The organism is Vibrio sp. vnigr-6D03 (assembly GCF_002835515.1).
In the GTDB taxonomy this organism is placed as follows: Bacteria; Pseudomonadota; Gammaproteobacteria; order Enterobacterales; family Vibrionaceae; genus Vibrio; species Vibrio penaeicida.
In genome coordinates this window covers 14772-28320 of sequence record NZ_PIZL01000057.1, presented here as the reverse complement: position 1 = coordinate 28320, position 13549 = coordinate 14772, and the positions used below count along the sequence as shown (strand labels likewise).

At 41.7% G+C, this 13549-nt stretch carries 11 protein-coding genes and 1 pseudogene; 3 read left to right on the top strand and 9 right to left on the bottom strand.

Annotated elements, in window-relative coordinates; translation table 11 throughout:
* Positions 1 to 352: 352 nt before the first annotated feature.
* The 4 genes and pseudogenes from tnpA to CW749_RS27090 all read right to left on the bottom strand — a co-directional run bounded on the left by tnpA (position 353) and on the right by CW749_RS27090 (position 3653).
* Positions 353 to 671: pseudogene (gene tnpA, locus CW749_RS27105) on the bottom strand (IS200/IS605 family transposase).
* 262 nt (positions 672 to 933) lie between these two features.
* Positions 934 to 2001: a type II toxin-antitoxin system PemK/MazF family toxin gene (locus CW749_RS27100; RefSeq protein ID WP_101115586.1), complete on the bottom strand. Its 1068-nt coding sequence runs from the start codon at positions 1999 to 2001 to the stop codon at positions 934 to 936.
* 360 nt (positions 2002 to 2361) lie between these two features.
* Positions 2362 to 2937 (bottom strand): hypothetical protein, encoded by a 576-nt coding sequence (locus CW749_RS27095; RefSeq protein WP_101115585.1) that lies wholly within the window; start codon positions 2935 to 2937, stop codon positions 2362 to 2364.
* Positions 2934 to 3653, bottom strand: coding sequence for an AHH domain-containing protein (locus CW749_RS27090; protein ID WP_101115584.1), 720 nt, complete (start codon positions 3651 to 3653; stop codon positions 2934 to 2936). The genes CW749_RS27095 and CW749_RS27090 overlap by 4 nt, the downstream gene beginning before the upstream one ends.
* A gap of 131 nt (positions 3654 to 3784) precedes the next feature.
* On the opposite strand from CW749_RS27090, the gene CW749_RS27085 reads away from it, so the two are divergent.
* Entirely contained in the window at positions 3785 to 4546 is a 762-nt protein-coding gene (locus CW749_RS27085; RefSeq protein WP_180958504.1) for an IS5 family transposase, read from the top strand.
* 430 nt (positions 4547 to 4976) lie between these two features.
* Here the strand turns inward: CW749_RS27085 and CW749_RS27080 are convergent, their stop codons facing one another.
* The 5 genes from CW749_RS27080 to CW749_RS27060 form a co-directional block, all read right to left on the bottom strand.
* A complete protein-coding gene (locus CW749_RS27080) occupies positions 4977 to 5396 on the bottom strand; it encodes a hypothetical protein (protein WP_022551624.1) in 420 nt (139 codons plus the stop codon).
* Positions 5397 to 5398: 2 nt separating this feature from the next.
* A complete protein-coding gene (locus tag CW749_RS27075; RefSeq protein ID WP_101115583.1) occupies positions 5399 to 7771 on the bottom strand; it encodes an integrase in 2373 nt (790 codons plus the stop codon).
* Positions 7764 to 9317 (bottom strand): site-specific integrase, encoded by a 1554-nt coding sequence (locus CW749_RS27070; protein WP_237322615.1) that lies wholly within the window; start codon positions 9315 to 9317, stop codon positions 7764 to 7766. The genes CW749_RS27075 and CW749_RS27070 overlap by 8 nt, the downstream gene beginning before the upstream one ends.
* 1 nt (position 9318) lies before the next feature.
* The gene (locus CW749_RS27065) at positions 9319 to 10644 is read right to left on the bottom strand and encodes a site-specific integrase (RefSeq protein WP_101115588.1); all 1326 of its coding nucleotides are present in this window, start codon (positions 10642 to 10644) and stop codon (positions 9319 to 9321) included.
* A gap of 175 nt (positions 10645 to 10819) precedes the next feature.
* Entirely contained in the window at positions 10820 to 11374 is a 555-nt protein-coding gene (locus tag CW749_RS27060) for a single-stranded DNA-binding protein (RefSeq protein WP_101115582.1), read from the bottom strand.
* A gap of 452 nt (positions 11375 to 11826) precedes the next feature.
* Here CW749_RS27060 and CW749_RS28505 point away from each other — a divergent pair, with 452 nt between their 5' ends.
* Positions 11827 to 12486 (top strand): LuxR C-terminal-related transcriptional regulator, encoded by a 660-nt coding sequence (locus CW749_RS28505; protein WP_237322613.1) that lies wholly within the window; start codon positions 11827 to 11829, stop codon positions 12484 to 12486.
* 91 nt (positions 12487 to 12577) lie between these two features.
* Positions 12578 to 13447 carry a UTP--glucose-1-phosphate uridylyltransferase GalU gene (galU, locus tag CW749_RS27050; RefSeq protein WP_101115581.1) on the top strand — a complete coding sequence of 290 codons (870 nt, stop codon included), beginning with the start codon at positions 12578 to 12580 and terminating at the stop codon, positions 13445 to 13447.
* Positions 13448 to 13549: the final 102 nt, after the last annotated feature.

Sequence of the window (13549 nt, the reverse complement as noted above, 5' to 3'; positions counted from 1 at the left end):
TTATGGCTCCAGCGATATCTGGAAACTACGATTTCCAACCCACTCACACTCACACTCCAAAAAATCATTGTCTCCGACTATTAAGCCGGCAATAATTGAATTGACACATAACTGCATCATACAACCTTCTAATTTAGCAATACATGAATCAATCTAATTGTAGAAAATTTCTAATAGTTGCTCTGTTACGTCCATCAATTACAATTGATACAACTATCCCGTAGCTATTACGGTAATATCGGCCTTTACAGCTACAGACAAGAAACAATGATTCAGGCTTGAGATTAGAAGCTAATTACCACCTTTTAAAGAAGGTGGATTAGTGTTGCCCCCCCTAAAAGGGGACTTTTGTTTAGTCGAGCGCTAACTGTTGCTGTTCCACTCGCTCTTGTTTCTCATGACACTTTACATATCTGCGGATGATTTCTTCATTGATTCCTACACTATCGACAAAGTAGCTTCGGTGGAACTTTTGTCACTAGATGAACGTGGTCTACTTGCACGTTTAGTTCAACTACTTCACATCCAAGTTGATTACAGTAAGCATTTATACACCGATAAACTTCTTTGCCTACATTGTTTCTCAATATCCTAAAACGATACTTGTGCGTCCATACTATGTGATATTGACACCATCGAAATACGTGGGATTCTTGATTATATCTACTCATGTTTTATGTCCTCTTTGACTTCTGGAAAAATCAAGGAAGCATTTAACATGGGTAGTTTTTCAGGCAAAGCCAAAATGGATGATAGCCACCTGCTGAAGTAGGCGGTTTAGAACTGAAAACAAAAAAACCGCCAAAAGGCGGTTTTTTTGAAAGAAAATTTCTTTGTTTTCGTCGGCAGGGCAATTTTTCAGCGTCGCTTGAGAGAGTGCCGTCTCTAAACCTCAAACCAATGAGGAGATTGTATTAAATGAACCTTGAATAGTCAAGAGGCTGCAACTTCTGCGAACTCAATTAACTCATTGTCGATCTGTATATCTACTTCAGCCTCAGTACATAGTTTAGCACGAAGGTACTGATCTTTCAGTAACTCTCGTAACGTTAAGTGCTCCTGCTGGATTCGTGTAAGCTCTTGCTTTAAACCATCACTCTCAGACTTGAGTTGTAACATGGTGGCCTCTAGTTTTTCGTTATCGTCAGTAAGTACTTTGACTTTCTGTTTATTCTCGCTCATTGACTTCTTGTTAGTGTAATAATCACCGAGACCGATGTTGTGGGCAAGAGCAGTATTAAGACGTTTTTCATCATCACGGCTGATGCGTACTCTGTATGTCTCTAGTCGTTGTGACTGGCGGGATCTAGATCTGCTTAATGGGGGAAGAATACGGCTATAACCGACCGTTTGGATAAAGTGGGACAGTACATATGATCCTTTTCCCAATTGAGTACAATCCTTTAGACTATCTTCACTTAATTTAAAAACCGAACTATTTGTCGCGTAGTCTTCCGGTTCTTGTGAGGTCAAAGGAATAACTTGCACGCCCCGCCGTGTTGTCTTCAAAACAATCGCGGGTCTTCTTTTGTGTAACTCGAGATGTTGTACTACATCAGGGTAACGCTTAGCTGAGGTTTGTAGATCAGTTCCTTTATAAATCTTAGGTTTGAACCCGAAATCGACCTCGACAATTGTACCAAAACGTAGCAGCTGCATAGCTGACTTATGAACCCGCTTCATAGTCTGCTGCAAGAAAATCTCACCTTCTGTATCTCTAGGGGCAAGATAAACAAACACATTATGACCGTTGAATTCAACAGTTTTGACAATCCATCGGTGCGTTTGATGTCCATCGAAATAGCACGTGATAGTGATATTGGCATTAGAGGAATCAGGAAGAAGGATCTCATTAATGTTGGTATAGGATTCCACACCAAGAACCGTTGGCTTTGTGGTGTTTTCTTCTCCTTGGGTACCATCGAATAAATAGTAGCTTACTGTTAGCGTCACACGTATCTCGCTGCTTTTCTTGGAATTAGCTTTTGGGCCATTATACATAGTCAGTAAACTTGCGGTGAATATATCTCGACAAAACACTAAAGACGATTGAAAGGACTCCGGACTGTTTTGACTTTAAGTCTGAATGAATCGATCATATAACTCCAATAAAGCTGTTCGATTGAATCATACTTAAGGAACTCATTCGCTTCAGAAGCGTTATACCAACAAAATTCTATATGTTCCAAAGATACCTAGGGTCACCAGAATGTTTCACTGAGAATGAGCATTATTCTGGTATCGCTAAAGAGGGATCGATCAATTTTTCATGACCAGAATATAAAACTCTAGATAGCATTATTTATCAGTTATCAGCCTAAGTACAAAGTGACTTAAGATACTGAATGATAAAGCAGCGGATCAGTATTCGAAAACATCTAATAGATCCAAGTCGAAATACACACCACGCAAATCATTCTTATCGCATAACGCTTTTAGCTTTTCATCGCAATACAACAAATTACACCCTTGCATTAAAGACTTGAAAACCCACTTATCAGTAACACTAGATTCTATGAACTTGAGAGATTCCAAGCCTGTTGGATACCCATCAATGTATTCGTGCTTCGTACTGACTTTATCTTCTTCACCAAAGCTCATTACATTGAAAACTTGAAATTTTTCATCATCAATCACGATAGGTAAGAATTCACCATCAGAGCCGATGTATGGCGTTAGTACTTCTACCGCTCGTTGTGTTAATACTAGAAATGAGCCCCAAACAGATATATCTGGAGTCTTTGTAGACGTATTGTAGTGAGCAGTGAATTTAACACTCTCTTCTACCCAAACATCAGATAGCCCTTTTGAGGCTACAGGTTCATTGTAAAGCCTATCCAATAGAGCATCATCACCCACATCGATAGCCCGCTGAAAAGGGTCATGCTCGAGAACTTTGAAGTGACGATTGATGTTTCTTATCTGATATATACTCATTGAGCCGGTTTCCAAGATGGATCTTTCTTCATAAGAATTTGGGGAGGGTGAGAGCCATCTTTTAGCTGAGATTTGATTCTGACAAGTCTGACTCTAAATGCGCTCTCATTATTGCGAATGTCGGCCAACTTTCCAACCCACCTCTGATAGTTGTTACCATGAATACGCGAGTGAGTCGGCGCTTTTGGCGTAGTGTAATGCCCCTTATAAGCTGTCGAACGTGGTAGCCAAATACCATTCATAGAGTCGTTGATACCGATTCCATACATAAACATCTGCAATCGAGCATTAATCATTGCTCTAACGAGCCCATTACCCATAACAATATGATGTGCTGCATGGTTTGGAGATGGCTGCGGCTCTGCAATGGCGTATAAGTTACTGACTAAACGAGTGGTTGGATGATGCTTTTCCTGCGCCAGTTCAGTACGAGACTTGTCTTTGTTGTTATCTCGATACGCCTCCAAATCTGCAAGCAACTGCTCCTGCAATTTCGCATGCGCATTAATCTTGGTCCGTTCTCTGTTAAGATGAACGACCGTTTCTTTCGCTTCCTTGATATCTTCAGGTGAGCTGTTATTTAGATTTTTTATCTTATGATAATGCTTGTACGCGTCGACCTGAAACCTATATATTGCCATTTCTAAACCTGACGGGTTCTTTGGTCTTAAAGGGAGCTTCAGAACGGGAGACTTACTTGAGATAACCTTGTTCATTATCTTTTCAAACCTTCAAAAAGATTAATGCTCCACTCACTAGGGCGTGTTGATCTTTCGTGGGTGTTTTTTGAACAGTATGGTAAAGAGTTATAATTTGCTTCGCCAAAAGTAAAACCATAACCAATACCATGCCAAGAACAATGCTAACTGATATTCGATGGGAACTGCTACTCCAAGTTATGAAAAGTACAGGTCGTATTTACGATAAAACTGAACATCGAATGACATTTGAAGGAATACTTTATCGCATGAGGACAGGTATTCCTTGGCGAGATCTACCCTCTGAATTCGGAGAGTGGAGTACCGTTTACAGACGATTTAATCTTTGGTCAAAGAAAGGGATTTTAGATAACCTTTTCAAAAGCTTATCTAGTATGGCTGATTTTGAATGGGTCTTTCTTGATGGCTCTATAGTTCGAGCGCATCAGCATAGCACAGGTGCAGCTACTGAAAGCTCAGAGCAAATAGGAAAAAGTCGCGGGGGCAACTCAACCAAAGTTCACTTAGCTGTAGATAGCGGTGGCCTACCGATTTGCTTTGATTTATCAGAAGGCCAACGCCACGATATAGTGCATGCCGAAAGCTTAGTTGAACAACTCGATGAAGTTAATACCATCGTTTGTGATAAAGGATATGACAGTGAACCTTTCCGTACTTTTGTTAAGGAACGTGGCGGAGAAACGGTAATTGCTAAACGCAATTACGGACAAGATATAGACAAAGACAGTATGGATTGGTGTCTATACAAGTATCGTCACTTGGTCGAAAATGCCTTTGGGAGAATTAAGCATTATCGAGCAATTTCAAGTAGATATAACAAGCTAGAAAGGAATTATGCCAGCATGTTATCGCTGGCATTCATGTTAATGTGGCTACCGATGCATTGTTGAACACGAAATGTACAGCAAAGATCAACACGCCCTAAAGACACTTGGTCAATTAGTCTAGTTTGTTTTTGCGGGTAGTTTAAAAGAACAAAGAATTGGCAAACATATTAATTACACAAAGGGCTACACGCCGCTCTAAACACAACGGTATGTATTCCATTGAGTCTTCGGTCAAGTCCAAACTAGTAAGAAAATACTTTGTCATTGTGAAAGTGCTAGTTGACTTCACAAGCTCAAAAAATGGTATTTATTTTGGATAGAACTTAGAGTGTTGAGCTAATCTTATATTCATACACTCAAGGAAAAGTGAGAGATTCTGGGGCTTACCACACGGTGTTGAATAGCTTGTTCAAAATTTCTCACACTACAAGCTATCTCAATTCTACCAATAGCCCTTGTCAATTTTTCCTTGGTTACTCCACTTATTGACCACTCACTTCTGCTGTTTGGATTCTAATGGTTCATTAAGTTGTTCAATCGTAATCCCGTGCTGAGTCGCATTATATAACCAAGTATGGAATTGCTCTAACAGTCGGCTATTTTCAGCCTCAAGCCGCTCAATAGTTCGCTCTCTTTTTGCCAACTGATCTGCCGCAGCCTTCAAACTAGATGGTAAGTGTCTATTACGAGCAGCGGCAGCCTTAGGAGCATTGCCCGAAACGAGCGCCTTAACCTCTGTAAATGCGCTTTTTATACGTATTTGTTTTTGCAGTGTTTGCCTAGTGGTAGTAAGCCTGTAATCGTGCGCCACAGCCTCTACCAATCTATCCCATGTGAGCTTAGAGTCCATAGGCCAATCGTCCAGAAGCTCACAAACGTTACTAATATCTTTATCTGTTAAGTGTTTAGCCACAATCAGTCCTCAAAAAAATCCATACTATCCATCTCATCCAAAGCCTCAAATAGTTCATCATCAGTATCTGAATCTGGATGACTTTCAATCCCAATCATTTCATCAACTGTGACCAAAACCTTCTGGTTCGCCTTGATTCGTTGGAAGTTTTCAATCTTGGGTAAGCGCTTTTTACCATTAGCATCCATAGCTCGATCGAGTTGACTGACATCCTCTACATTAAGCAGCCTGATAAGGGAACCGTCCTTAATGTTTGGATCTTCCATCATAGCAAGCAGTTGCTCACAGCGCTCTGTGGTCAGTTTCCTGCGCTCATAGAACTGCCTAGCTCCTTGAACTCCATCATCGACAGCCCTCTTGTCCATCTTGAGAAGTCTCTTTTCATCTTCAAGACGCTTACTGATACGCTCAAACCTACCATCATCGCCTTTCTCACAGACCTGCATATCACAGTTGATGCAGTCTCGGTATTTAGTGCAAGGCTCTGCCATATATGACGTCACACACATGCCAAATTCGTTCGTATGCGCTGTCAGCGAAGCCTTAGTGTTCAGCTCTTGAAGTGTTCTGGGAGTCGCGACCTGCACCTGAATTGGCGTAGTCCCTGTTGTCGGGTTGCTCATAAAACCTTGTGAGACGAGCTCTGTCTCTTGGTCTTCGATAAAGTCAGCGCCATACTCTTCTGGTGTAGTATGGTCATAATAGCGGTTGTGTCTTGGATCGCTGCGCATAGCCCAATTTGCCCGCTGCTCGCCATCCATGCCATTCACTGCTGCCATGGTGTCCAACATATGACGAATCTGGTGTGAGGTCATTCTCAACTCCCCATGCCCCCAACGCTGGAAAACCGAAAGCGAACCTGTCGATAGTTCACCTGTTGTTTTGTTCTTTTTTTTCGTAGGCGCAAGATCTTCGTTCAGCGTATTAATGGTCGGAATGTACAATTCGGTAAGAATATTTGATTTGATGGTGTCTAAGCAGTTAGCAAACCCTGCATACAAAGCCTCAGACCACTTAACTTTTACATGTCCATTGCCGTTCTCAAATGGAATATCAGGAAAGCCTTCAGGTAAATCATCTCGAAGTATCAAGTTCAAGTCTCGGAGAGTAACTTGGTAGTCTTTACGCAAGATTCCCTTACGCTTTAAGAGCTGATTTCTAGCTATCTGCCATTTTTTGCGATTTTTTGCATCACAAAGGTCGCCATACCTTGATAAATCCAACCCTAGAGCCATTGCAGCTTCGTCCATCGTTAGGGCCTGATCTTCAGGCACATTAGGGCAAAGCTCATGCCGTGGAAAATTCGAACTCTCTTCTAGCATCTTTGCAAACTTTCGTGCTGGCTCTGACTGGGCTTGCAAACGCTTTACAGCGGTATCAACAACACCGTACATACACGTAGGTATCCATTTGTGAGCATGACCAAAATCTTTACCTGAATACCACTTTATCCCCTTAATCTGAATGATTGCATCGAAGTCTAGCTCATCATCATCGTTCTCCTGAGAGTCTTCTATTACATTGCAAGTGTTGCCAAATACATCACCTTCATTAACCTCAAAAACAATATCGTTCTCCTTTTGGTATTTCAGGATTTCCTTGACATCATCTTTTGTGAAGCCATCCATGTTAAGCACTTCCCAAACCTTCAATTCATCGGTATGAATGGGGTCGGAAAGCAAGTACAGAGGCTCTGACCCACGGTTTGGTGCAGCCAGCAAAAAAGTTATCGTAGATGTCGTAAAAATATCTCGAGGGCTTAATTCTTCTGCCTTTTGTGCGTTAACAGAAGCTAGCGCCAACAATGCATTCTCGTCAGGCATTTTGTCTTGCCTTCTCTTATCAGCATCATCACCGGTTGAATTGTCAGCAGGCTTTTTTAGTCCACTCTTCCATGTAAATGGTTTAGTTAACTTGTATTCAATCAGAAACTTGAGAAGATTGTTTAAACCCCGCCCGGCTTGATAAGCTGCGCCTACACTTAACGATTCCTTCGCTGCACGTTGAGCTGCATCGAAGTCCTTCCCCGTAAGTCTAGTGGTTTCAAACTCTTCCCCCTTGTGTAACCGCTGCCAGCCGGCGTTAATTGCGCGTAAGGCTTGTAACTTAACGTTAATGCCCGCTTTGGTTCCGCCAGTATAGGTAACGTAAGCTTTTGCAAAGGGAATTAGAGATTCATCCAGTAAATCTTCGGGATTTTTTTGTCGGCTATTAGCACCGAAAATGGTGAAGTTACCTACTTTAGACCAGTAATGTTCATCATAGACATACTCATCGTTAAGCTGTGCAATCTGACGTCCTAATTCAATAAAATCAGCTTGATTTTTCGTATGCTCAAGCTCGTATTTAGGTTTAAAAATCAATACATCAGCCATTGTTATGTTCCCTACATAGCTGGATAACTTGGCATACCGCAAGGATGGCACGATCATTGATTGAGACGATTTGCATGTCACCATTCGTGTCCGCTTTTAATCGCTCCCGTTCTTCGACTAGCCATTCAAGGATAAGGTGGTGTGGGGCATGTGCCCATGGGCGGAATTTAGGGCAAAGATAGCAGGCAATTGGAGCATAATCTTGGCAGAAGCTGCTCGTGCCACATGAGCCGATATCACAATCTTTTTCTCGGCATGGTATGCGAGCAGAACCTGCACTTTCAGCATTAGCTTCATCTTCATCTTCAACTAGCTTTCCTGTGAATGCAGAAGCATACCGAGCCAGTGGTTGGTTCATGATTTGGGATATATGAACTGCATGTTCAGGAGAGTTAGCAACATACACTTCCACGTTTTGTGTATCGGAATGGTCGAGCAAGTTGGCAAGGGTAAGCTTGCCAGCCCCCTCCCTTGCTGCTCTAGTTCCCAAGGTGTAGCGAAAACGATAGCTTGTTGATTTTAAAGGCTCACCAGTTCGTTCGCTGATGATATTTAGCTTTTTTACCGCATTGTTTAGCTTGTTAGTCAGGTTGCTTGTTTTGATATGAGGTAGCTCAGATTTAAGATAATCCATCATGGCATCTGAGTTTATTGATTGAATTTCTTCAATGGTGCCAACGTCGATAAACAAAGGCAGCTCACCTTTCTCTTCAGGCGTCATCTTTCGTCCTAAAGCACCTTCAACCTTAGCTGTTTGCTCTTTAATATGTAACTCAACAACCTGTGCAACCGTATTAACTAATGCATAAGGCTTTAGGACACTACGGAACTTCCCTCCACGAACCTTTGCTTTAGGAATCTGCACAACATACGCTGGAGAACCCGTATATTTAGGCGAATACGAAAAATCTTTGCACTTTATGGATGCGATCTGCACAGGACGACGACCCGAAGCTTTAAATATTGAGAGGCAAGCATACTCATCAGTTCTCAACCTACCTTCAGCATACCGATGGGCAGCATGTAGACCGATAGCCTCAAACTCTAAATCACTAAATGGTCCAGTTTCTGGATCGAGAGTAAGAACAGCAACCCCTTTGTCATTACCACCTAAACGCCATTGGTCAGTTAGCTTAAACACTGCATCATCAATATGTTCATCCAGCTTTAGGAATCGCATCTGTCGAAGCATTCCTCTTACAACCGATACCTTGTACCGGTATTTTTTAGGTACTTTGTTTTTGAAGGATGCAAAACCTTTCTCAGTTAGACCGTTTTCCCCAGTAAGTCTTTGGTAAAGGCTTAACTGTTTTGCGATATTACTAGTATGGTTAGCAGATGAGGTTTCAGCGTAATACACCAAGGTTTCTCGAATGTCATCTTGTAACGGTTGAGCAAAGAGATTTAAAAATTCCACCGACACAGTTACATCCCGATTGAGAGTCCATCGGTTAGACAAATAATCAAACTCAAAGCCATTGTGTGACATGGACGTTGTTATCTTGCTCTCGTTAGCAAAGTCAAAGTTCACATTGGTGTGATTCAAACTACTCTTCTCCAGTCCAAAGGTCTTCATCCCGTTGCTGGATGATTGAATTAATGGTGGCTGACTGTTCTTCCTGAAGGCCTAATGCCACCTCCATCGCACGTTTGTCATCATGCCGTTTGGCATAACACTGTGCGCTTTTTGAGTTTTCCGACCACCCCATCAACTTTCGCCTATCTGCTTCTGATTTAGCTTCGGTTGTTTTCCCTTCGGCAATGCGTTTATCAGCAAATTTACTGTACTCGTCGTTCCATGTATGACGTATCCCATGAGGGTGCACCCTAAAACCAACCACCTCAGAAATCTCACGAAAGATCTTATTAACTTGAGCCTTTGATAAGGCGGCATTGCATTTTGTCTTATAGTTGTGAGTAACGTACAGATACTCAATATGTTCGGAGCCAGTCGCATTAGGGCGGCGATAGATAAGGTAGTTTTCATACATCTCTACCAAACGTTTATCCATTGGTACAAATCGCCCCTTCGTCTTCCCTTCAGGTCTATGCTTGCGCTTGTCACCATAGTCAGTTTGTGAGCGGATCATCACGAAGTAACGACCGTCTTTGTCACGCTTCCTGATATCGGAGCTGTTGTTATCTGTTTTTATTCTGATCTTGAGCAGCTCTCCACGACGACAACCAATGGAAAAAAACATATTTACGATGAGTTGATTACGATAACGGACAGATTCCGACTTCCAGGGGTTCTCTGAGGAGTCTGGGTGCACAACATCAAGAACTCGCATTTTTTGAATTGGCTCTAAGGATCGCCAATCTCCCCAATCAAGAGCTTCATCACTGGTACCAAACTTGTCTCCTCTGATTTTTTTCAGCTCAAATTCAGCCACGGAGTCTTTAGAGGGGAATAACTCTTCTTCTAGCCAACCAATAAATTGCGCAAACACCGTTAATCGGTTGCACGTCGTATGCGGCGAGATATCCCCCTCAGGCTTGAGGACTATTTTTGCTCTCGCCGTTTCAACTTTGTTTCTCTTGATGTTCACGACATCAGAAGATTTATGCCTGACAACCATTTTACGGAATGAAGCCACTTTAAAGCTTGAATGTTTCTTGATGTTCTCAAACTCTCTCTTTGTCAGAAAATCCCCTGTTTTGCATCGTTCAATCAGATCAATTTTTTCAAACTGACAAATTTCGTCTAGAAAGCAAAGGTGCTCGAAAACACGATAACAGGTGATACTTGCTTTCGATTGATTTCGGTAATGCTGAGTAACAAAGAGGTTGTGGTAGGGCAACGGCATACCATCCTCATCTAAAAGAATTGAGTAGCTTTCTCCACTCGCCATTTGAAATATTTTTTTCTTCATTTTGTTCTTAAACTTATCAAAACTTAACAAAAACTCAAGGTAACTCCAAAGCAAAAAAACGAGCATAAAAAAAGTTTACAGAAGTTGCAACACTCACTGTAAACTTTCTATCTCAAACCCTTGTTAAATTTAACTTAAATCATCAAACTTAACAAAAGCTGGTCTCAGGTAATCCTCAGAATGGAATATCGTCATCGAAATCCATTGGCGGCTCATTGTATTGAGGTTGAGCCTGTTGAGGCGCTTGTTGTTGCGGCTGTGACTGTTGTTGCGCAGCTGGTTGTTGATAAGACTGCTGCTGTTGCGCTGGTTGTTGTGGCTGCCCCCAACCTCCTTGCTGCTGTCCCATGCCTTGACCTGGAGCGCCCTGCCCTTGCTGACGACCGCCAAGCATTTGCATTACACCATTAAAGCCTTGAACAACGACTTCTGTTGTGTAGCGATCTTGACCGCTTTGATCTTGCCACTTACGAGTTTGCAATTGACCTTCAATGTATACCTGCGAACCTTTACGCAAATATTCACCCGCTACTTCAGCCAGTTTTCCAAACAAAGCAACACGATGCCATTCTGTTTTTTCACGCTGCTCGCCTGTCGCTTTATCACGCCACGATTCTGAAGTCGCAATGGTAATGTTTGCCACAGCACCGCCGCTAGGCATATAGCGGATTTCTGGGTCATTACCTAAATTCCCCACTAAAATAACTTTATTTATTCCACGGCTAGCCATGTTTTGCTCCGTCTAAAATTCACTTCGACTAAAATTTAACGCTCAAGGATACCATGATATCAGTAATGCTCAAATCAAGACCTACATACTAAAATTATAGGTCCAAGTTACCTCTTGAGTTAGAGTCTTTCAACTAGGAGCAACTTGAGTGTCAGCGTAATTGTATACGACCATCATGGCAGATAAGCACATGAAATCACAATGAGATATTGGATTATTCCACTCTTTTTGAGAGACCGTCTAATTTCAAACCACTATTATAAATATCAATTACTTAAAATATTATCCTCTGCGTTTCTATTTTGGGATGCTCTACAAGAAACTAAGCCAGCAACCGCCATTTTTGCTTTATAAAAAATGATTGATAAATTATTTTTGAACGTTAGATATTCAAACTATTTTATAATTTTGGTGAATACTTCATCGTGCACCTTCTGGCCGTGGATTCAAAAATGAACGAAAAACCGCTATCACCTGCTATTTTCTTGGTTTCTGATAACAGCCAAGGTCACACGTTTATCTCAAAGACTTTGCTACCAAAACTCTCCAATAAGATAGGTGAGGAAGCGAAAGCTGTTACAGCAAAAGATGTGCATTGCCTTGATGAAACAATCACCCCTCTTCTTTTCCTAATTGATACAACTCAGATTTGGGATGATGCCATACTTCAAGAAGCGCTTTTTAACTTCCCTCAAAAGGTTTACACCATATTGTTGAATGTTGAAAAGAAAATGACGCTTTCTGAAATACTAAAGTGGCGCTGCCTTTATGGCTATTTCTTCAAAACAGACTCACAAGATGATATCTGTAAAGGTGTCGAGTGCATCACAAGTGGTCAAAGTTGGTTACCACGAGACACGATGACTCAAATGGTGGATTACTATCAAACCGCCATGGTCAATCACAAGCCCGCTTTTGATGTTGAGTTAACCCGAAGAGAACTTGATGTTCTGCAAAGTCTGAAAACCGGCGCTTCCAACATGGAGATTGCTGATGAGCTTTTTATCAGTGAGCACACTATAAAATCACACCTATATAATATTTTTAAGAAACTGGATGTTAAAAATCGAATTCAAGCAATGGCGTGGGCTAAGCAGCATTTGTCTTCTTAAAAATGTTCAACTTTTACAGTTCGATTCGCACAGCGACCATGGTAGAGTTAGGCACAATTTTAGGAACCAAATAATTCAATTAGGATAGATTATGATTAAAAAGTGTTTGTTCCCTGCAGCTGGCTACGGTACGCGCTTCTTACCTGCAACAAAATCGATGCCCAAAGAAATGATGCCAATCGTGAGTAAACCACTCATCGAGTACGGCGTAGAAGAAGCGATCGAAGCAGGTATGGATGGCATGTGCATTGTGACAGGTCGCGGTAAGCACTCCATCATGGATCATTTCGATAAAAACTATGAGCTTGAGCACCAAATAAACGGCACCAACAAGGAAGAATTGCTGGTCGATATTCGGAATGTGATTGAGTCGGCTCACTTCACATACATTCGCCAACGTGAAATGAAAGGTCTAGGGCACGCAATCTTAACTGGCAAAGAGTTAGTTGGTGACAATCCGTTCGCTGTTGTGCTTGCTGATGACCTTTGTGTAAACGAATCGCAAGGTGTTCTGTCTCAAATGGTTGCTCTTTACAAGCAATTTCGTTGCTCAATTGTCGCGGTACAAGAAGTACCAGAAGATGAAACTCATAAATACGGTGTCATTTCTGGTGAAATGATCAAAGACGATCTATTCCGTGTTGATGATATGGTGGAAAAGCCAGAAGCAGGCACAGCGCCAAGTAACTTAGCCATCATTGGGCGCTATATTCTAACACCTGACATCTTCGAACTTATTGAACAAACAGAGCCAGGCAAAGGCGGAGAAATTCAAATTACCGATGCCCTTCTAAAGCAAGCGAAAGCAGGCTGTGTTCTAGCGTATAAGTTTAAAGGCAAAAGATTCGACTGCGGTAGTGTGGAAGGATACATCGAAGCGACCAACTACTGCTTTGAGAACCTTTACCAAAAAGACAAAAAGAAGACAGAGTTAGATAAGCACTCGACTCACAAAGCATAACGTCTTCTTTACTGGATGAGGTAGCGGCGCCCAAGTTAAACACTGTTATTTTATCCAGTATTTTTTCTTTGCACAAAAATAAGTCTATGTAATACTTGTGGC

Coding starts and splice junctions, on each gene's coding strand:
- CW749_RS27095 (WP_101115585.1), bottom strand. CDS start 2,937: ATGAGTATATATCAGATAAGAAACATCAATCGTCACTTCAAAGTTCTC.
- CW749_RS27090 (WP_101115584.1), bottom strand. CDS start 3,653: ATGAACAAGGTTATCTCAAGTAAGTCTCCCGTTCTGAAGCTCCCTTTA.
- CW749_RS27065 (WP_101115588.1), bottom strand. CDS start 10,644: ATGAAGAAAAAAATATTTCAAATGGCGAGTGGAGAAAGCTACTCAATT.
- CW749_RS27085 (WP_180958504.1), top strand. CDS start 3,785: ATGCCAAGAACAATGCTAACTGATATTCGATGGGAACTGCTACTCCAA.
- CW749_RS28505 (WP_237322613.1), top strand. CDS start 11,827: ATGAACGAAAAACCGCTATCACCTGCTATTTTCTTGGTTTCTGATAAC.
- CW749_RS27100 (WP_101115586.1), bottom strand. CDS start 2,001: ATGTATAATGGCCCAAAAGCTAATTCCAAGAAAAGCAGCGAGATACGT.
- galU (WP_101115581.1), top strand. CDS start 12,578: ATGATTAAAAAGTGTTTGTTCCCTGCAGCTGGCTACGGTACGCGCTTC.
- CW749_RS27075 (WP_101115583.1), bottom strand. CDS start 7,771: ATGGCTGATGTATTGATTTTTAAACCTAAATACGAGCTTGAGCATACG.
- CW749_RS27060 (WP_101115582.1), bottom strand. CDS start 11,374: ATGGCTAGCCGTGGAATAAATAAAGTTATTTTAGTGGGGAATTTAGGT.